General features: G+C 36.8%; 22 protein-coding genes. 17 read left to right on the top strand and 5 right to left on the bottom strand.

Annotated features, from left to right (window positions below; genetic code table 11):
- Window positions 1–471 precede the first annotated feature (471 nt).
- The 4 genes from IEX29_RS25520 (at window position 472) to IEX29_RS25505 (ending at window position 2,890) form a co-directional block, all read left to right on the top strand.
- Complete coding sequence (locus tag IEX29_RS25520) at window positions 472–672, top strand: anti-repressor SinI family protein (protein WP_229720394.1); 201 nt, start codon at window positions 472–474, stop codon at window positions 670–672.
- A 227-nt stretch (window positions 673–899) separates the two neighbouring features.
- A complete protein-coding gene (locus IEX29_RS25515; protein ID WP_229720393.1) occupies window positions 900–1,778 on the top strand; it encodes a ComEC/Rec2 family competence protein in 879 nt (292 codons plus the stop codon).
- A 74-nt stretch (window positions 1,779–1,852) separates the two neighbouring features.
- On the top strand, window positions 1,853–2,698 hold the full coding sequence (locus IEX29_RS25510) for an SPFH domain-containing protein (RefSeq protein WP_188738539.1): 846 nt from the start codon (window positions 1,853–1,855) through the stop codon (window positions 2,696–2,698).
- 12 nt (window positions 2,699–2,710) lie between these two features.
- Window positions 2,711–2,890: a type II toxin-antitoxin system antitoxin gene (locus IEX29_RS25505; protein ID WP_188738537.1), complete on the top strand. Its 180-nt coding sequence runs from the start codon at window positions 2,711–2,713 to the stop codon at window positions 2,888–2,890.
- 66 nt (window positions 2,891–2,956) lie between these two features.
- Here the strand turns inward: IEX29_RS25505 and IEX29_RS25500 are convergent, their stop codons facing one another.
- A complete protein-coding gene (locus tag IEX29_RS25500; RefSeq protein WP_188738535.1) occupies window positions 2,957–3,520 on the bottom strand; it encodes a GNAT family N-acetyltransferase in 564 nt (187 codons plus the stop codon).
- Window positions 3,521–4,176: 656 nt separating this feature from the next.
- Here IEX29_RS25500 and IEX29_RS25495 point away from each other — a divergent pair.
- Window positions 4,177–5,238 (top strand): Rpn family recombination-promoting nuclease/putative transposase, encoded by a 1,062-nt coding sequence (locus IEX29_RS25495; RefSeq protein WP_229720392.1) that lies wholly within the window; start codon window positions 4,177–4,179, stop codon window positions 5,236–5,238.
- Between the two features lie 84 nt (window positions 5,239–5,322).
- Here the strand turns inward: IEX29_RS25495 and IEX29_RS25490 are convergent, their stop codons facing one another.
- Window positions 5,323–6,237 carry a TIGR01777 family oxidoreductase gene (locus IEX29_RS25490; RefSeq protein WP_188738531.1) on the bottom strand — a complete coding sequence of 305 codons (915 nt, stop codon included), beginning with the start codon at window positions 6,235–6,237 and terminating at the stop codon, window positions 5,323–5,325.
- 82 nt (window positions 6,238–6,319) lie between these two features.
- Here IEX29_RS25490 and recX point away from each other — a divergent pair, with 82 nt between their 5' ends.
- Together recX and IEX29_RS25480 are read left to right on the top strand one after the other, a co-directional pair.
- A complete protein-coding gene (gene recX / locus IEX29_RS25485) occupies window positions 6,320–7,141 on the top strand; it encodes a recombination regulator RecX (protein ID WP_308423674.1) in 822 nt (273 codons plus the stop codon).
- Window positions 7,142–7,201: 60 nt separating this feature from the next.
- Window positions 7,202–7,534 (top strand): YfhH family protein, encoded by a 333-nt coding sequence (locus tag IEX29_RS25480; RefSeq protein WP_188738529.1) that lies wholly within the window; start codon window positions 7,202–7,204, stop codon window positions 7,532–7,534.
- A gap of 146 nt (window positions 7,535–7,680) precedes the next feature.
- On the opposite strand, the gene IEX29_RS25475 is transcribed toward IEX29_RS25480, so the two are convergent.
- Window positions 7,681–8,670: a metal-dependent hydrolase gene (locus IEX29_RS25475; RefSeq protein ID WP_188738527.1), complete on the bottom strand. Its 990-nt coding sequence runs from the start codon at window positions 8,668–8,670 to the stop codon at window positions 7,681–7,683.
- 72 nt (window positions 8,671–8,742) lie between these two features.
- Between IEX29_RS25475 and mutY the strand changes: the two genes are divergently transcribed.
- From mutY to IEX29_RS25450, 5 genes are all read left to right on the top strand, one after another.
- Complete coding sequence (mutY, locus tag IEX29_RS25470; protein ID WP_188738525.1) at window positions 8,743–9,819, top strand: A/G-specific adenine glycosylase; 1,077 nt, start codon at window positions 8,743–8,745, stop codon at window positions 9,817–9,819.
- A gap of 176 nt (window positions 9,820–9,995) precedes the next feature.
- Complete coding sequence (locus tag IEX29_RS25465; RefSeq protein WP_147212383.1) at window positions 9,996–10,172, top strand: gamma-type small acid-soluble spore protein; 177 nt, start codon at window positions 9,996–9,998, stop codon at window positions 10,170–10,172.
- Between the two features lie 370 nt (window positions 10,173–10,542).
- Complete coding sequence (gene ntdP / locus IEX29_RS25460) at window positions 10,543–11,076, top strand: nucleoside tri-diphosphate phosphatase (RefSeq protein ID WP_188738524.1); 534 nt, start codon at window positions 10,543–10,545, stop codon at window positions 11,074–11,076.
- Between the two features lie 177 nt (window positions 11,077–11,253).
- Window positions 11,254–13,002, top strand: a complete 1,749-nt coding sequence (locus IEX29_RS25455; protein WP_188738521.1) for an ABC transporter ATP-binding protein — start codon at window positions 11,254–11,256, stop codon at window positions 13,000–13,002.
- A 54-nt stretch (window positions 13,003–13,056) separates the two neighbouring features.
- A complete protein-coding gene (locus IEX29_RS25450; protein WP_188738519.1) occupies window positions 13,057–13,572 on the top strand; it encodes a GNAT family N-acetyltransferase in 516 nt (171 codons plus the stop codon).
- A 77-nt stretch (window positions 13,573–13,649) separates the two neighbouring features.
- On the opposite strand, the gene IEX29_RS25445 is transcribed toward IEX29_RS25450, so the two are convergent.
- Entirely contained in the window at window positions 13,650–14,948 is a 1,299-nt protein-coding gene (locus IEX29_RS25445; RefSeq protein ID WP_188738517.1) for a glutamate-1-semialdehyde 2,1-aminomutase, read from the bottom strand.
- A 352-nt stretch (window positions 14,949–15,300) separates the two neighbouring features.
- On the opposite strand from IEX29_RS25445, the gene IEX29_RS25440 reads away from it, so the two are divergent.
- The 4 genes from IEX29_RS25440 (at window position 15,301) to perR (ending at window position 17,395) form a co-directional block, all read left to right on the top strand.
- On the top strand, window positions 15,301–15,735 hold the full coding sequence (locus IEX29_RS25440; protein ID WP_188738515.1) for a potassium channel family protein: 435 nt from the start codon (window positions 15,301–15,303) through the stop codon (window positions 15,733–15,735).
- 62 nt (window positions 15,736–15,797) lie between these two features.
- Window positions 15,798–16,271, top strand: coding sequence for a thioredoxin-dependent thiol peroxidase (gene bcp, locus IEX29_RS25435; protein ID WP_188738513.1), 474 nt, complete (start codon window positions 15,798–15,800; stop codon window positions 16,269–16,271).
- 27 nt (window positions 16,272–16,298) lie between these two features.
- Window positions 16,299–16,856, top strand: a complete 558-nt coding sequence (locus IEX29_RS25430) for a cob(I)yrinic acid a,c-diamide adenosyltransferase (protein WP_188738511.1) — start codon at window positions 16,299–16,301, stop codon at window positions 16,854–16,856.
- Window positions 16,857–16,954: 98 nt separating this feature from the next.
- Window positions 16,955–17,395: a peroxide-responsive transcriptional repressor PerR gene (perR, locus tag IEX29_RS25425; protein WP_188738509.1), complete on the top strand. Its 441-nt coding sequence runs from the start codon at window positions 16,955–16,957 to the stop codon at window positions 17,393–17,395.
- Between the two features lie 245 nt (window positions 17,396–17,640).
- Here the strand turns inward: perR and IEX29_RS25420 are convergent, their stop codons facing one another.
- Complete coding sequence (locus IEX29_RS25420) at window positions 17,641–18,012, bottom strand: YgzB family protein (protein ID WP_188738506.1); 372 nt, start codon at window positions 18,010–18,012, stop codon at window positions 17,641–17,643.
- A gap of 246 nt (window positions 18,013–18,258) precedes the next feature.
- Between IEX29_RS25420 and IEX29_RS25415 the strand changes: the two genes are divergently transcribed.
- The gene (locus IEX29_RS25415; protein WP_188738504.1) at window positions 18,259–19,140 is read left to right on the top strand and encodes a nucleotidyltransferase-like protein; all 882 of its coding nucleotides are present in this window, start codon (window positions 18,259–18,261) and stop codon (window positions 19,138–19,140) included.
- Window positions 19,141–19,816 lie beyond the last annotated feature (676 nt).

Below are 19,816 nucleotides of genomic sequence, written 5' to 3'. Positions count from 1 at the left end.
GTTATTACTAATTATCAGTAATAGCTCCTTTTTTGTAGCTTACAATATAAATGGAATAGAAAAATTAATTATTGTTTAAATAAATACCACATCAATGCTGGAGATGATCTCCTCTATCTTTTAAATCATCTCCACCCCCCAGCTCCATCTTTTATTTTTTAGGGTTGATTACAAATAATATGAATTCAAGTATAATTATTCGCAAGAAATCAAATTAAATAAAAAATAAAACATAAACTATTAACATTCCTCAATATGCAAATGTGTAAACTTAGTTTATTATTCACATTAGATATATACTGTCCTTCATATCCTCATTGTTTTTGAAATAAACAGGATGTTAATATTCGGAATACTCAGTCCGATTATTTATGAATGATTCAATCCTGTTTGACAAAGCAGTTTATTGTTTATGTAACGCAAGTGATAGGACATTGCTAAATTATCTGGATTAATGATGGGGGCGAAATTGTGAAAAAGATAATTGAAAATGCTGCTTATGATCAAGAATGGATTACATTAATGATAGAAGCAAAAAAACTGGGTATATCATTGCATGAAGTTCGTCAATTTCTGAATAGTGCAAATGAAAAGTCAAAGTTTGATTTAATTTTTACAGATTTTACAAACAATAAATCCCGCTCTTTCAGAAGATTCGTCGAATATGAGTGAAGTTTTTTTAAAAAATTAGAAACAGCAAACTGACAGATGTGTCATACTCTTTATTTTGATTAGAAAATGAATAATTATTCGTTTATAGATTTATTTGATTCAAAAATTTTTAACCTTCTTTATAAGAAGCTGATAAAACCTTCTTTCAACAATTTCCAATCATCTTTCCTCATAGCATTCTTTTGTTTTGTTTACACTAACAAAAAAGAAGGGGAGGTGTTTGAAGTTTGTGGAAAAGAGGTTTTATTTTTTTATTGCTGCTGACAGTTGTCTGTTTACATCACTCTTCGCCCGTTCATGCAGAACAGGAAATGCCTGCGTTGAAGGTGCATTTTATTAATGTGGGTCAAGGAGACAGTATTTTAATCGAGACCCCTTTAGATCGGACTATTTTAATTGACGGCGGACCTCCGGAAGCAGGAAATGCTGTCGTTAACTATATAAAAGAGCTGCGGATTAATGAGATTGATTTAATGATTGCAACACATCCGGATATCGATCATATTGGCGGCTTAGTGAATGTATTAGATGAATTGGAGGTAGGGAGTGTTATTGATACAGGAAAGCTTCATCCGACAAAGACATTTGCTTCTTATATGAATCGTATCCGTGATTTACAAATCCCGTTTACAATTGCTGAAAAGGATACACCGATTGAAATAGACCCGACAATATCTTTGGACATATGGAATGCTGCACAGCCATTAACCTCTCCTAATGCATCCTCTCTTGTATTAAAGCTGAATTACGGAGAAACAGATATGCTTCTTATGGGCGATGTCGGTAAAAAGGAAGAGAAGGAGATACAGAAAAAGCATAATGTGAATGCGGAAGTGATTAAAATAGGACATCATGGTTCAAATACAAGCTCCTCCTTGGCTTTTCTGAAAGCAGTAGACCCTGAAATTGCTGTTTTAACCTACAGTAAAGATAATAACTATGGACATCCTGTTTCCCGTGTTATTAACCATTTAAATGAAATAGACGCACTGATTTATTCTACGGCAGCGCTGGACAGTATTACAGTTGAAACAGATGGCGATACAATAATGGTAAATCCTAAAATGAATCCGATCCAGAAGTTTATAGAAGAACAAGTAAGCTGATGATATATCATTTTACATTTTAATACAAAAGTGATATCATTATAGTATGATAAAGATATAAAGGAGAGGATCTCATGCAGGAGCGTAAAGCTTGGAGTATTAATGGCATTCTTGGAATAGGGTTAATCATCGTATTGCTTGCTTTGGGAGTATTCGGGATTTATCAAACGTATATTGTTTTAGGTGTGGTGCTGATTCTGATCGCAGCTATTCTTATTAGCGGGGTAACAATTGTACAGCCTAACCAATCCATTGTTGTTATTTTCTTAGGAAAGTATATGGGAACAGTACGTCGTGAAGGAATTTTGATAACTGTACCATTTTCTGTGCGCAGAACAATTTCTTTAAGAGTCCGTAACTTTAACAGTAACCGGTTAAAAGTAAATGATGTGAATGGAAATCCAATTGAAATTGCAGCGGTTGTTGTTTTTAAAGTGGTGGATGCAGCGAAAGCAGTTTTTGATGTGGATCAGTATGAGGATTTTGTTGAAATCCAAAGTGAAACAGCTATCCGTGCAGTGGCGACAACCTATCCCTATGATTCATTTACTAATGAAGAATTAACCTTGCGTGGAAATGCAGATGAAGTATCTAACCAGTTAACAGCAGAGCTTCAAGACCGCTTGCAGGTTGCTGGTGTGGAAGTAATTGAAGCCCGGTTAACACACTTGGCTTATTCCACAGAGATTGCCCAGGCAATGCTGCAGCGTCAGCAGGCAAGTGCAATTATCTCTGCCCGGGAGCAAATTGTTCAGGGGGCAGTTGGTATGGCACAGGATGCAATAGCCCGCTTGGAAGACGATAATGTGGTGGAATTAGATGATGAGCGCAGAGTGGCATTAATTAATAACCTGCTGGTTGCCATTGTCTCTGATCAGGGAACACAGCCGGTAATCAATACAGGATCGCTTTACCAATAAGCAGGGCTTACTATGGCTAAGAAGAAAAACTTTCCATTACGTATAGATCCCGAGCTCTATGATATTTTACAGCGCTGGGCAAAGGATGAATTCCGGAGTGTCAACAGTCACGTTGAATTCTTGCTTAGAGAATCTGCCAAAAAGGCAGGAAGACTTCCAAAAAAGCAGGATAAGAAAATAGGGGAAGATTAGATATTTTTGATGAATACTCAAAATATAAGCCTTAAGAAATCGTGGATTTCTTAAGGCTTATTTATGTTAAGATACTTCCTCATCAGTATTGACAGCAGCTTCCGAATGGAATTGATGATAAGACAGATAATGTTCCTTCGTTATTACAAACAGATCGTACATCACTTCATTGGAATTTATGTTAATGCGTTCATACATAGATTTATACAGTTCATTAGCAGCAGTGACATAGGGAAGCTTCATAACGGCTTTTAATGAGCGCTTGTTGCTTTTTTGCACTTTCATAAAGATGCCGTCAATTCCTTTGGTTGTAAAAAGCTCATGAAAGAAGGCATCTTTAGCTTGACGGTTATATCCTTTACCAAAGTACGGTTTTCCGAGCCAAGTAGCTAAAAAACCATAATTATCTTCAATATCAAAAAGGTTAATGGTGCCAATCGGCTGTTGGTATTCATCTAAAATCGTCCGTGAAATTAATTCTCCCCGGTCTTCCGCTTCGATCGTTTGTTTTGTCAGGAAATAGAATTCATCAACGGTTGTTGCTTTTTTCCTGACATATGGAAACACCTCAGGGTCAATCATAAATTCAAATAACATAGGCACTTCTAGTAAATCACGCATTTTCAGCATAAAAATACCCTCCTTTTTCCAGGCGGGTATACTTACACGCAAAATAAACGCAGTAAGTGAGTCGCCCACCCTCGAATTTTTATTTTAAAAGTAGCATTGAAACAAAAATTCGGGGCGGGAATCGAACCCGCTAGAACCAGGAAACCCCGGTGGCGCACCATTTGCCTTCCCTATTTAATTAATCTTATCTCTGCACAACCGAAAGAGGTTGCTGATCAGCTCTTTTCAAATTTATTTTTAATAATTTTATTGTATGATTTTTTCGGTAAAATGCAAGTGTTTTTTTGTAAAAAAAGCTTAAAATTTATATGATTTTTTTAACCCTTAGAAGTAGTCGTTGACCAGCGTAAGATACGATTGAAGCATGCGAAAAGTAGAAGATAGTAATTACTACGAAGTAATAATGGAGAAAAAATTACTTGATAAGGGAACGTTTGTTCTTTATAATGTAATTAGAATCTCACCTCAGAAAATTTCCTCATAATAATCAAATAAAAGGATGTGTTTTTATGCCTCAAATTTACCTTCGCAAAGTATACTCCTCACGAGAAATATCATCTTTATGTGTTCTGGAAGACTCAAAGTCATACAATAAGTACCAAAAGAGAAAAGGGAGAACAAAGAAAGCATTAGAACAAATACAAGATATTCAACTAATGGATTTAAAAGTGGACTATGCCTTCAAGCAATTGTTTGGAAGCGAGAAGAATAAGGAAATTACAGTTGTTTTTCTCAATGCGATTTTAACAAAGTCAGGAAGAAGTCCGGTCAAACAGCTTTTCTTTCAAAATATTGAAATCGGCGGCGAGTATGAAGAGGATAAAAAATCAAGGTTGGATCTTCTTATCGAGACAGAAAATAAAGAAATTGTAAACATAGAAATTCAAATCAACAATGAGTATAATATGGTTAACAGAGCTTTATATTACTGGTCGCGGATTTTCTCAGAACAGCTGAAAGAAGGACAAAATTATAAGGCATTGTATCCGGTTATCAGTATTAACATCATGCATTTTAATTTGTTGAAGGAAACGGACGCCTATCATCATATCTTCCGTTTATATGAAATGGAGAAGAAATATCCCTTAACGGATAAAATTGAATTTCATTTTGTGGAAATTCCTAAATTAATCACTGCCTGGAAGAATAACCAGCTCAATCCATGGGAGGATGTTTTAACTCGCTGGCTCCTGCTGCTCGGAACAGTAGACCGGCGTAAGAATCATTTTTACGATGATATTTACCAAGAATTGGAGGAGATTGCGGTGGAGGATAAGTCTTTAAATATTGCTATGCGGGTTTGGGAAGATTTGAGCCGGACGAAAGAAGAGCGTCTGGAATATGAAGCGCGCCTAAAGCAAATTTTAGATGAACAATCCAAGCGCGTGGACAGAGAACAGTTAGAACAGGAAATGGAAGAAATAAGAGCTCAGAAAAAAATGGTGGAAATGCAGAAAGAAGAAGTCGAGAAGCAGAATCAAGAAATGGAGACACGAAATCAGGAAATATTGACGCGTAATCAAGAAATTAGAGCAAAAATGGAAGAAGAAGAAACCAAAAGAAAAGCGGCGGAATCTGCTTTGGAGCAATCCGCTAAACAGATGGCCTTGCGCTTGTTGGAGCAGGGGGTGGAGCATGCTGCTATTATGCACGCAACTGGATTCACAGCAACACAATTAGATGTAATCCAACAAGAATTAAAAAAAGATCAAAAGTAAACCGCTAAAAGATGTAATAAGAGCGAAATTGACAAAGGAGCATGCTGATAAGTAGAACGGTAACATGCCCCTTGTTTTAGAAATCTATACTTCCGTACTCTTTGTTTTATTATTTTTTAAGTCCAATAAGGCTCGATCAAGAGATGTAAAATCATACTCGAATCCATTATGAAGTGCCTTCTGTGGATAAGCATACTGCCCTTTTACTATAAGCTGGGCCATTTCCCCTAAAGTAAGATAAAAGAATACAGCTGGTACATGCAGCCAATTTGGCCGGTTATAAAAATGTGCTGTTTTTTTCATAAAATCTTTATTCCGTTTCGGGTTTGGAGCAGTCACATTAACAGGGCCTTGTAAAGTTTGATGTTCCAGGCAAAAAGTGATTAATTTGACAGCATCCTTTACGTGAATCCAGGATAGCCATTGTTCACCATCGCTGATATGTCCGCCAGTATATAATTTAATAGGTAATGACATAAGCGGAAAGGCGCCACCGTCATTTCCAAGCAGTACACCAAATCGCGCGTAAACCGTGCGGATACCCATTTTTTCTGCCGCGCTTGCTTCCTGCTCCCATTGTCTGGTCACAGAGGCAAGAAAGTCATTCCCGGGCTGTGCAGTTGCCTCAGTATAGATAAAATCCTCTGACATCCCATAATAACCCACCGCTGATCCACTGATAAATACCTCTGGTTTCTCCTTCATATCTTTCATCAGCTGAATGAGATATTTGGTGACGCGGAGACGGCTTGTGAGAATAGCTTCTTTCTTTTTCTTTGTCCAATATCCAAATAATGATTCGCCAGCCAAATTAATGACAGCATCTATGTGAGGAAGTTCGTTTGCAGTCATATTATAATCAATAAAAGTTATATGTGACGTATTCGACCTTTTCTCTGGGGAACGGGTCAGGATATATAGGTTATGGTTGAGCTCTGTGAGATATGCAGCTAATTTACTGCCTAAAAATCCCGTAGCTCCGGAAATTAATATGTTCATAATGAAGAAACCTCCTTTAATTATATTTTTTATTGTTATCTGTTTGCCAAAAATTTTGCTATGATGTTAAGAGAGGTGAAAGATGTTGAAAAAAATTACCCGGATAACAACTCAAAAAAAACAGAAGCATCGATATAATATATTTTTAAGTACACCAACTGGTGATGAATATGGGTTTAGTGTTGATGAAGATATTCTAATTAAATTCCGGCTGGAAAAGGGAATGGAATTAGATAATCAGCTCATCGAAACACTAAAAGAACAGGACAATCTCCATAAAATATATACCCTTACTATACACTTTTTAAGCTATCGAATACGCTCAGAAAAAGAAATTGTCATGTATTTGCAGAAAAAAGAGGTAGAGGATGAACAAATTCCTGTTATTATGCAGCGCTTAAAAAAGGAAAAGCTCCTTGATGATCAGCAATTTGCAGATATGTTTGTACGCTCACGTATGAATACAAGCTCAAAGGGCCCAAAAATCATAGAGCAGGAATTATTTGAAAAAGGAATTACCGGGGAGATAGCCGCAAACGCTTTAGAACAATATACACCTGCACTGCAGAAAGAGAAAATTCAAAAGCTGCTCGGAAAGAAAATAAAACAAACCTCGAAGGATTCTTTTCAAAAGCAAATAAACCAGGCAAAAAATATGATTTTGCAAAAAGGATTTAACCAGCAGCTTGTCTTTGCGGCTATTCAGACAATGGACCAGGAAGAGAATACAGATCAGGAATGGGAAGCATTGAAATTTCAAGGAGAAAAGCTATACCAAAAGCATGTGAAAAAATATGAAGGCTTCCAGCTGAAGCAAAAAGTAATGGAAGGATTATACAGGAAAGGCTTCCATTTTGATAAAATTCAGCAGTTTGTGAATGAATATATAGAAAATCAAGAATAAATTCAGGTTAACTCTACATTATTTTGGTACAATAGGAATCGAAAGCCAGGGGGGAGAAGCATGAAATTTCGTTACAGCGATTATTCTATCGAACAATTACATCAGGAAATTGGTAAGTTAAAAGAACAGGCCCAAAAAGCAGAACAGCTTGGCAATGTTTCGGAGGTACAAATTTGTGAACGGAAAATGCAAGTAGCTCTTGCATATACAATGAGCCCGGATGATTTTAAAAAAGAAGAAATTTATCAGCTTAAAATGGAAACAGGCTATAAATTCAAAATATCTTATGTCAATGGGGTATTTGCCTGGGGTCACCGGATTGATTTATTAGATGAAGAAAGTGAAAATATAGAAGCTTTGCCAATTTCTTTATTAGGGAAAAAGGTAATCTGAATAAAAACAACTCAGGTGAAACTTTACATCACCTGAGTTGTTGCTTTTTCATATAGAGGATGGAAACTTCTGCTAAAAACGTCCTGATCGAATGACGAGTCTCTGTAGAATTTAAGAGAATATAGAAGTTATTCATCTTTTTCTTGTTAAGGGGTTGAGTCACTTGGGACCAGTTTGTTTTGAAGCTTCTGTTCTGAGAAGATCCAACCTGTATAGGAAGTGATTACTTCCAGATTTTTATCCAGCTTCACAACGGCAACAAATGGATAATATCCTTTACTGCGATAACGCAGGTCGATAAAACGGACTTCTGTAACATCATCTTCATCTGTTTTTATTTCCCAGCGGTATACTGGAGAAAAATTAAGAAAGGAAGAGATGTTTTTATCATTTTTAGCAGCTTTTATAACATCTGTATCAGGTAATGGAACACGATAAAATTCATCAACAATCTCAATATGCCGATTTTCAACACTGCCTACATAATAACGGTCGCTGGTTGTTATTGCAACGCGCCAGTAATTTTGCTTGAGTGTTGGGGAAGTAGCGACAATCTCTGTATCCGGTAAATATTCTTTGATTTTCTGAACAATTTCCCTTTTGTCCATGTAACGTTTAATGTAATATAGTACAATGACCGTATAAATAATGAGCCATGTATAACCTGGATTTGCACCTAACGCCCAGGCTATAATACCGGCAACATTCAAGAAAAAAATGTACGGGTCAAATGTATTAATAAACCCTTTTGCAATCCATTTTTTGGTGAATGGACGGAAGGCCTGTGTACCATAGGCATTAAATAAATCGACAAATACATGAATAGACACAGCTAACAGTGTCCATAACCAAAGAGTCAGATAGCTTACTTCTGGAACAAATAAATAAATTGCTCCAGATACCAGCAGACTCCACATAAGAATAGCAGGCAGAGAATGCGATGCTCCCCGGTGCTGTCTTATATAAGTTGCATTATTTTTTAATTTAAATATTGTATCAAAATCAGGAGCGTGTGATCCCACGACTGTTCCAACTAATACAGCATGAAATAGTGCAGGATTACTTTGCACAGTAGGGTCTAATGTTGCCAAACCGCCCAGTGCAACACCCATAACTATATGCGTACCAGTATCCATAGCTATATATCCTCCTTAAGTTGCTTCCATCAAAGCAATCCAATACTATTTTAACACATAGGAAGTGAAAACATGAATGATAAAAGGCTAGAACATATAAATATTTCAGCTTTTCAACAAGACCTGCTCAGATGGTATGAAGAAAATAAACGAAATCTGCCCTGGCGTGAAAATAATAACGCTTATCGCGTCTGGGTATCAGAAATTATGCTGCAGCAAACGAAAGTAGATACGGTCATTCCTTATTTTAATCGGTTTATGGAGAAATATCCAACGGTATATGAATTAGCTGAAGCAGAGCAGCAGGATGTTTTAAAACAATGGGAAGGGTTAGGTTATTATTCCCGCGCAAGAAATTTACAAACAGCAGTACGTGAAGTTGTAGAAACGTATGACGGGAAAATTCCCGATGATCCGAAGCAGCTCGGCAGCTTGAAGGGAATAGGACCGTATACAAAAGGAGCGATTCTTTCGATTGCTTATAACCAGCCGATTCCCGCAGTAGATGGCAATGTGATGCGTGTTTTTTCCCGGGTTTTACATATTGAAGAAGATATTACGCAAAGCTCCACAAAAAAATTATTCGAATACTATGTGGGAGAAATGATTTCAAAGGAAGACCCATCCTCCTTTAATCAGGCCATTATGGATTTAGGAGCAACCATTTGCACCCCAAAACAGCCTTTGTGCATGTTTTGCCCCGTGATGGAATATTGTCAGGCATATGTGGAAGGAATCCAGGAAAGTCTTCCAGTAAAAAAGAAAGCAAAAAAACAGCAGAAGAAGAAATATATTGCGTTACTTATCCAAAATAAGGAAGGTAAATATGTTATTGAAAAAAGGCCAGATTCTGGACTGCTGGCCGGATTATGGCAATTTCCAATGATACCTGCAGATGAAATTGTAGAAAGTGATTGGCACCGTTGGCTTCTGGAAAATTATAAGATAGATGCCGAGATCAAAGGCTCATGCACGGCTATTAAGCATGTTTTTTCTCATATTATTTGGAATGTAGATGTGCGAAAAGCAACAACAAATCAAGAAACGGTATCGGACAGCCGGTTAAAATTTGTTTCTATAGAGGAGTTGAAGGAATATCCTTTTCCCGTTCCACATCAAAAAATGATCCCATTTTTAGAAGAAAAATGAAATATGAATGCTGGCAGTACGTTAATTATGAAATCTGTTAAAAATTCACACCATCAAAAAAAGCGGCTGTAATGCTTTGTTTTCCGGGATTAAATAGTTTTTAAAAATATTTCTTGAAAAAGTTTGGATAAAGAAAGACGCTTCGGGAAACATTAATTATTGCGGAGGTGATATTGATGGCTAAAAAACAAAATCAACAAAACCAACAAAATCCTGCAAAAACTAACGCAGCTGAAGTAAGAAAGCAAAACCAACAAGCAGCTCAAGGACAATATGGTACTGAGTTTGCTTCAGAAACAGATGCACAACAAGTGAAAAAGCAAAATCAACAATCACAACAAAACAAGCAATAACATCTGTTTTATCCAAAAAAAGGGTTTCCAAATACGGAAACCCTTTTAATCATTTAATAAATGCCTGTTTATAAAAGTTATCTCCGAAATTTGGGTATCCATTTGAACATATGAATATTTTATGCAAATTCATTAATAATGGATATAGACAAGAACGATTTCCTGTATCAAACATTTCATGGACGGCGGTTATCAACTGCTGTAACATCAAAAAAACAGCATCTTTATAATTATACATCCTTAAAGAATGATTGTAATAAACAGCAGCATTTCAATTAAAAAGGACTTATCCTTTAACTTTTGAAGCTGAAGGCTTATAATAAAATATAATACATAAATCACTGTATGAAAATGGAGAGGGAGATTTTGGATGGTTTCTCCAAACGCTGGTTCGAAAATGATGATACAAAGTTATAAGCATAGTGGACAACTTCATAGAGTCTGGAAAAATAGTGTGGTATTAAAAGGTACGGAAAGCATTATAATTGGAGCAAACGATCGGACAAAGGTTATTGAAAGTGATGGTCATTCATGGATGACAAGAGAGCCTGCAATTTGTTATTTCGATGCGAAACACTGGTTTAATATTATCGGAATGCTCCGGGATGATGGAATACACTATTACTGTAATCTCAGTTCCCCGTTTGTCTATGATGAAAAAGATGAGGCTTTGAAGTATATTGACTATGATCTGGACGTGAAGGTATTTCCAGATATGACTTTTCATTTACTTGATGAAGATGAATATGAAGAAAATAAAGCTTTAATGCATTATCCGGAAGAAATTGACAGCATTCTTTACCAGCAGTTAGATATCTTAATTCATTGGATTCGTCAGGGGAAAGGTCCGTTCTCGCCTGGATTCGTTGATGATTGGTATGAAATGTATTTAACATATCACTAAGCTGAAGAAGATAGAGCTGCGTAAAAACTTCAGAGCGATTTGATTGCAATTAGAATGAATAAAAGGGTATCCTTGTTACGAGATGGAGTGGCAAGGATTTTTATATTGCATTTTAGAGAATGGATGTGAAATGACGAACATATTCCGTAATACCTTTCAAGCAGAGGAAGATGATAAATGAGCAGTATTAAGCAGTATATGCAATTCGTAAAACCATATAAATGGAAAATAATATGGACATTACTTATCGGGGTTATTAAATTTGGTATCCCATTAATGATGCCGTTAATTTTGAAATTTGTTATTGATGATATTATTACGGTAGAGGACTTCACCCAGTCTGAAAAGATAACACGCTTATTCTGGCTAATGGGTATTTCTTTTGTCGTATTTTTAATTGTCCGGCCGCCGGTTGAGTATATTCGGCAATATTTGGCTCAATGGGTCGGAAATAAAATTTTATTTGATATTAGAGGAAAATTATTTGATCACCTTCAAAAATTAAGTCTGAAATTTTATTCTCAGACAAAAACAGGCGAAATCATTTCCAGAGTGATAAATGATGTGGAGCAAACGAAAAACTTTGTTATGACAGGACTGATGAATATCTGGCTGGACGTAACAACCATTTTAATAGCAATTATTATTATGTTTACAATGGATGTACCGCTTACCTTTGTATCGATTATTTTATTCCCGTTATTCGGGATTTCAGTGAAGTACTTTTTTGGACGTTTGCGGCGGTTAACAAGAGAAAGATCACAAGCCTTAGCGGAAGTGCAGGGGCATTTACACGAGCGTATCCAAGGCGTGCCAGTTACAAGAAGCTTTGCGCTGGAGGATTATGAGGATGAGCAGTTTGAAAAAAGAAACAGCCATTTTCTGGATCGGGCTTTGAAGCATACAGATTGGAATGCCAGAACTTTTGCGGTGACAAATACAATTACTGACTTAGCACCGTTATTGGTTATTGCTTTTGCAGGTTATCAGGTCGTTATGGGCAATACATCTCTTGGTACGATGGTTGCCTTTGTCGGATATATGGAGCGGGTGTACAGTCCGTTGCGCCGGCTTATTAACTCTTCTACAACTTTAGTACAATCGATAGCGTCTATTGACCGGGTGTTTGAATTAATGAATGAGCCTTATGACATTACCGATAAAAAAGATGCAGTTGATCCTGGACGATTGCAGGGAAAAGTAACCTTTAATCAAGTCTCTTTTCAATACGATGAAGAAACGGAGTCTGTGCTCAAGGATATTGATCTCCATGTTCAAAAAGGAGAAACTATTGCCTTTGTCGGGATGAGCGGAGGAGGAAAATCAACATTAATCAGTCTGATCCCCCGTTTCTATGATGTGACCGGTGGATCCATTGAAATTGATGGAATGGATTTAAGGGATATGAAAGCACGTTCACTGCGGGACAATATTGGAATGGTGCTTCAGGATAATATTCTGTTCTCCGAATCGATTGCCACAAATATTCGCATGGGTAATCCGGATGCAACGGATGAGGAAGTTATCAGTGCAGCAAAAGCAGCAAATGCCCATGATTTTATTAGTGAAATGCCGGAGGGTTACGAAACGATGGTTGGAGAACGCGGTGTGAAATTATCAGGTGGACAGAAGCAGCGAATTGCAATTGCACGCGTATTCTTAAAAAATCCGCCAATCTTGATTTTTGATGAAGCAACATCCGCCCTGGATTTAGAAAGTGAGCACCTTATTCAGGAAACTTTGGAAAAGCTTGCTTCTGATCGGACAACCTTTATTGTTGCTCACCGTCTGGCAACAATTACCCATGCCAATCGTATTGTTGTCGTTGAAAACGGAGAAATTGTAGAAATAGGATCGCATGAAGAATTAATGCGGCTCCGTGGACATTATTATGATTTGTATCAGATTCAGAATTTGGAGGAATAGGGAGAGGCTCTCTCTTTTCCTCTTTTTTATATAAAACGAAAAGGGAGGATTTTGATGCAAATTTTTCGAGAGTTGAAATCAGAAGATGAAGCAGCTTTTTTCCGTTATATCAATCAATGGTATTTACAAGAAGAAGCTGTAATTCCAACAGCCACGGAAATAAAGCGCTATAAAAATTATCAGCAATTTATTAAATATCTTTCCTCAAGTAAACAAGCTGATTTCAATCCTGGTTTTGTCCCTAACTCTACTTTTTTTCTCTTTATAGGAGACGAGATTGTTGGTGCTTCTAATATTAGACATGAGTTAAATGAAGGATTAAAAGAAGTTGGCGGACATATAGGCTACGGGGTAGCGCCAAATGAACGAAATAAAGGATATGCGACAACCATATTGGAGCATTCTTTAGCTTATTTAAAAAAGATGCAAGTTCATGAAGCTCTTATAACCTGTAATCAAAAAAATCATTTCTCTGCAAAAGTTATTATAAAATGCGGGGGAGGGGAGATAGCTCTCTATAAAAATGAGGAAGGAGGTATAACAAGAAGGTTTTGGATTTCCTTAATTTAATCGGATAATAAAAAAGGCTTTTCCTGGAGACATTTTAATATGCACCGGGAAAAGCTTTTTTATATTGAGCTTCTAAATTATTGATTTTCAGCCATTTTCGCAAATACACGGCCAACCGCATCAATCGTATTTTCAATATCAGAATCTGTATGTTCTGTTGTTAAGAACCAGGCTTCGTATTTAGAAGGTGCCAGGTTAATGCCTTCTCTCAGCATAAGCTGGAAGAATGTTGCGAAGGCCTCTCCATCTGAAGCTTCGGCCTCTCTGTAGTTTGTGACTTTATCGACTCCAAAGTATACAGTGAGAGCTCCGCGAAGGCGATTAACTGTAATATGAATATCATTTTCTTCTGCTTTTTCCAGAATACCTTCTTCCAGACGTTTTCCAAGACGTTCTAATTCTTCATAAACACCATCTTCTTTTAATACCTCTAAGCAGGCAATACCTGCAGCCATAGAAGCGGGATTTCCCGACATGGTTCCTGCCTGGTAAGCTGGTCCGAGCGGTGCAACCTGTTCCATGATATCCTTTCGACCGCCGTAAGCGCCGATTGGCAGACCGCCGCCAATAATTTTACCCATTGCTGTTAAGTCAGGCTCAATATTATAGAGCTGCTGGGCACTGCCATAAGTGAAACGGAATGCGGTAATAACTTCATCATAAATGACGAGTGCGCCAGCGCGGTGAGTAAGCTCATTGACTTCTTCTAAATATCCTTCAAAAGGCTCTACAATTCCGAAGTTGCCTACAATCGGTTCAACAATTACAGCTGCTATTTCACCTTCCCAGGCCTTTAATGCTTCTTTAAAGGCATCTAAATTATTAAAAGGAACAGTGATCACCTCTGCAGCACTGGAAGCAGGAACACCTGCTGAATCTGGTGTTCCCAGTGTAGATGGTCCAGATCCCGCCTCAACCAATACAGCATCAAAGTGTCCATGATAGCATCCGGCAAATTTGATGATTTTCGTCCGGTTTGTATAAGCGCGAGCTACACGGATAGTAGTCATCACTGCTTCTGTACCTGAATTATTAAAACGGACTTTTTCCAAGGAAGGCATTGCTTCTTTTAACATTTTTGCGAATGTGTTTTCGAGTTCAGTTGGTGTTCCATAAAGGACCCCGGTTGTTGCTGCCTCAGCAATAGCCTTTGCAATATGTGGATGTGCATGACCAGTTATGATTGGTCCGTATGCAGCTAAATAGTCAATATATTTATTATCATCGACATCCCAGAAATAGGCTCCCTGACCTCTTTTCATATATACAGGAGATCCTCCGCCTACAGCTTTATAGGAGCGGGAAGGAGAATTAACTCCGCCGACAATATGTTGTAAAGCTTCCTCATGCAGCTTTTCAGAATTTGTAAATTTCATTTTGTTTTCCTCCTCATTCTACCCAACCTGTAAGGTATTTGTACGTTACCTAACAAGTTCATCTAAAAAAGGTAAAACCAATTTTTTTCTGTTTGTTTTTACCCTAATTACTAATATAACAAAAAATTGGATGGAAAACTTGTACAAACTGTTTCCTTTTGTGCATATACATATAGAAAGCGAAGAGCGGCCGTTTAAAAAAGTAGAGATCCGGGCACGTTTTCGAATGGTTCGGCCTTAGCTCTGTCTGCACCCGTCAGCTTGGCAATCTCAAAGTCAGCTTCGCCGCAGAGTGACTCATGTTAACTCCTGTGTTTGGGACAGAAAAGATATCTTGGAAGGAGTAAAAGAAATGGCTATCCCTTGGATATTCTTTATCCTGGTTATGGTTTTAATCGGCAAAAGCATCTATGATTTTATTCAATATAAATCAATTCATTCACGTATACAAATGAAGGAAGGACATTTTTCTTTAGAAATTTTTATAGCAATGCTTGTTGTATATTGCATTACAATGGTTGGTTATGGTCTGGTCTATTTTATTTTATCATTTCAAGGGATTGTAATCGTTGAGCATGGAGAACTCAGAGAGGTAACTATATGGGGATCCGTTGTCCATTCCATTTATTTTAGCGGCGTAACTATACTGACACTTGGCTATGGTGATCTGGCGCCGGTTGGTATCGGCAGAATTATTGCAATTTCTGAAGCCTTGATTGGATATATTCTGCCGGCTGCTTTTGTATTGAAAGTGGTACAAATCAGCAGCAGAGACAATGATAAATGAATCTGATCCAGTGATATGCTATATTTAAGAGAGAAGCAGGATTCATTAAATGGAGGGATTAGATGTCAATTGAATTAGGAACAAAAGTAAATGATTTTACATTACCAAATCAGGATGGAGAAAAAGTCAGCTTATCTGATTTTAAAGGAAAGTACGTTGTTTTATATTTTTATCCAAAGGATATGACCCCCGGGTGCACGACAGAAGCATGTGACTTCAGAGATCATCATGAAAGCTTTGCTGAATTGGATGCGGTGATAATAGGCATTAGTCCAGATCCGGAAGCCCGTCATCAAAAATTTATAGACAAGCATGATTTGCCATTTACTTTACTTTCAGATGAGGATCACCAGGTAGCCGATCAATTTGATGTATGGAAGCTGAAGAAAAACTTTGGAAAAGAATACTATGGTATTGAACGTTCCACATTTATTCTTGATAAAGAAGGAAATCTTGTCAAAGAGTATCGAAAAGTCCAAGTGAAAGATCATGTGCTGGATGCTTTAAATTATATAAAGGAAAATAGTGAGGACTAAGTATTTCAGGATTGGGGATGAAATAGCGTGCGAATCTATACAAGGTCTGGAGATAAAGGACAGACATCGCTGGTTTATGGTCAGCGTGTACCAAAAAATCATTTAAGAGTAGAAGCGTATGGGACCTGTGATGAAGTGAATTCAAGTATTGGACTGGCAGCAAGTTATATAGAAGAAACAAATTGGGACGGTAAGCTTGCGTTTCTTGATCAGTTACAACGTGTACAGACAATCCTTTTTCATGTTGGTGCTGAATTATCCACACCAAAAGATAAAGAAGTTTATTGGAAGCTTGAGCAGAAGCATATTGATGAGATGGAAAAACAAATTGATGAATGGGATAAATCACTTGAACCGTTGAAGAATTTTATTCTTCCGTCAGGCCATCGGGCAGCCAGTGCTTTGCATCATGCTCGTACAGTGGCCAGACGGGCAGAGCGTTTAACAGTTGGGTTGGAAGATGAAGTAGAGAATAAGCTCGTTCTCGGTTATTTGAACCGGTTATCAGATTATTTATTTGTTGCTGCCAGGTATGTAAACCAGCAATTAGAGGGAGAAGAAAAGCATCTCCACGCTGATGTTTGATTTACGTGAATTAATTGACATTATGCACACAGGGCGATAAACTAATTATAAGAATTATAATCTAATAATTTTATTAATTGGGAAGAGAGGTGTTTAGGGTGTCTGAAGATAAATTACGGCAGGCAATTGATACATTAAAGCAGTCAGGCGTCCGCATTACACCACAACGACACGCCGTACTGGAATATTTGCTTAATTCAATGGTTCACCCGACTGCGGATGATATATATAAAGCACTTGAAGGAAAATTTCCAAATATGAGTGTCGCAACAGTATATAATAATTTGCGTGTGTTAAAAGATATCGGATTGGTCAGAGAGCTCACTTATGGAGATTCCTCAAGCAGATTTGATTGTAATACATCAGATCATTATCATATCATTTGTAATCAGTGTGGAAAGATTGTTGATTTTCATTATCCTTCATTAGATGAAGTAGAATCGCTTGCAGAGCAGGTAACAGGTTTTGATGTCAGTCATCATCGTCTGGAAGTTTATGGTATATGCAATGCCTGCAAGGAACAGCATGCAGCAAAATAAGAAACTTATAAATATGCAAAAATGACTGGAGATAGTATTTACTAAGGCTTGTATACTATTTTCAGTCATTTTTTATTGCAGAAGTTTAAGATCTTAGGTTCTTCTATGAACTATATATCGAGTGTAAATATAGCATTAAAAACTTCGAACTTATGAAAGAACAAGTGAGCACAAGCCTTCCAATTATTAAAAAAAGCATCATACCTGAAGTGAGCATCTGTTTCACGCAGGCATGGTGCTTTTAATTATTTATTATCTTCACGGAATTTGCGATTATTATACCGTTCATCGAATTCCTTGCCTTCTAAATTCTTATCTAATGTCAGCGGTTCTTTGCAGTGCATGCAGGCATCTACCCGGCCCAGCATTTTTGTAGGTTTTTCACAGTTTGGACATATAACAGGAACTGCTCTTAAAGATAAGGTGCCAATCCATATGTATACAACACAGCTAAGTACAATCATCAGTACACCTATTATAAACAGGATAAGCATTAACCATTCAATTCGGCGAACCATAATTCCGCCATACATTACTAAGATACCAGCGAACACAAGGATTAAGGCAAAGGTACGGATTTTATTTATTTTACTTGAGTAAGTTATTTGTTGTGCCATTTAAATCCCCCTTAAGATTCAAATTTAGTATATCATAGAATATTAGAAGAATGAATATTAAAGAAAACTTTGCAATCCAAGCCTAAAAAAAGGCATGGGATTGGACACTTATCTTGGACAGATATGGGATTACGATGACTATCCCACAGTGAAATTTTATACTTTCCTATAGCTCAAAAAAGGTTTTTTAAAAGTATATATAGAATTATGTTTAATTAGAGGAAAAACAGGGAGGCAACTGTTAACATGGAAAATTTTCAAAGAATGATTTATCAAGAGCATGCGAGTAATCCAAATACGTTAGGAATACTTATAGTGGAGAAAACGCAATTTGACCATCCAATTACGGATTCATTTGATAGTATTTTACTGATAATTGTCGAAAAACAAGAAGTGGATTGGTTTGTGAAGCATTATGAGGTAAATGACCAGACAGTAGCGATGCATATTGTAACGAAATCGATTCTGATGGATTGGATTGACACTAGCGGTTACAGGCGTGCAGCGGAATGGGTTATCTATGGAAGAAAAGCCTATGACAGAAATGAGTTTATAAAGGGATTAAAAGATGAGCTTCAATCGTTCCCGGAGGATAAACGTACACTTAGAAAGATAATTGATTTCGGAAAGCTGTTGAAAAATTTTAGTGAAGGAAAAGCATTATATGAAGCAAAAGAGGTAATGGATTCCTACAGTAAGATTTTAAATGCCTTACACTATTTAGCAAGGTTATCTGTTGTTGATCAAGGCTATTATCCGGAGGTAACTGTGTGGAATCAGGTGAAGAGCATTGATTTGGAAGTATACAAGCTATATGAAAAATTAATGGACAGCACAGAGAATTTAGAAAAGAGAATTGAATTAATGCTGATTGCAATGGATTTTGTCATGCTGAATAAAGCAGAGTCTGCCTCGGCGCATCTGCTAAATTTATTAAGTAAAGAAGATGATTATTGGTCATATGCTTCTATTAAAGCTTTACCCGAGATAGAACACTATACCTTAGATTTACATGCAATTGTATCTTATCTAGAAGAAAAGGATATTATTGATATGAAACTGGTTCCTACTAAAAATCCGGATGTATTTCAAAGAATGTACAAGGTGAAGGAAATAGAAGAAGTATGATAATCGTATCCGAAACGGAAGCTATGGTGAAAAAACCAATTACTTATCCTGCAATTTTTGATGAATTGTAGAATAAGTAATTTTTGGTTTCTGCTTTGTAATAATATTATTATAGCTTCAGCAGGTTTCAGCTGTTACTTATAGAAGATGCTTAGGGAGGCAAATATATTATAGTAGAGAATTGTATTTCACTTTCTGGAGAAAGGAATAGTTGAAACTCCATTAGGAGGAAGTTTTGTTTTATGATGTGCATAGAGAATTTGTTTTTAAAATGGTATACCTCATACTTGCTATAAAGTACATAAGCTTAAGAAAAGTTGATATACCAATGTTTTACATTGTTAAGTTTCTTTTGCCTAAGGCGCTGTTTCAAGGTGAACTCTAATGGGCCTGAAATTTGGTTTTAATAAATTTTAAAATAATCGTTGACTTTCTAATTTTAGCATGGTAAAGTTAATCTCGTTGCTGATTCGAGCAAGCGCTCAGTTAATAAAACATAAAAAAATACGTTGACAACAAACTTGGATTTATGTTATATTAATAAAGTCGCTGATTGAAGCGAAGCAATAAGAAATTGCTCTTTGAAAACTGAACAAAACAACCAGTACGAAAGAAGAAAAACACCTCGTTTTTCTTAAATATTTAAGTCAGAAGTTGACTTCTGAAAGCTAAAGAA

Origin of the sequence: Oceanobacillus neutriphilus, from assembly GCF_014645515.1 — a bacterium.
GTDB lineage: Bacteria > Bacillota > Bacilli > Bacillales > Amphibacillaceae > Oceanobacillus > Oceanobacillus neutriphilus.
Note: the sequence above shows the minus strand (reverse complement) of the source record. Positions and strands in the feature narration are given on the sequence as shown.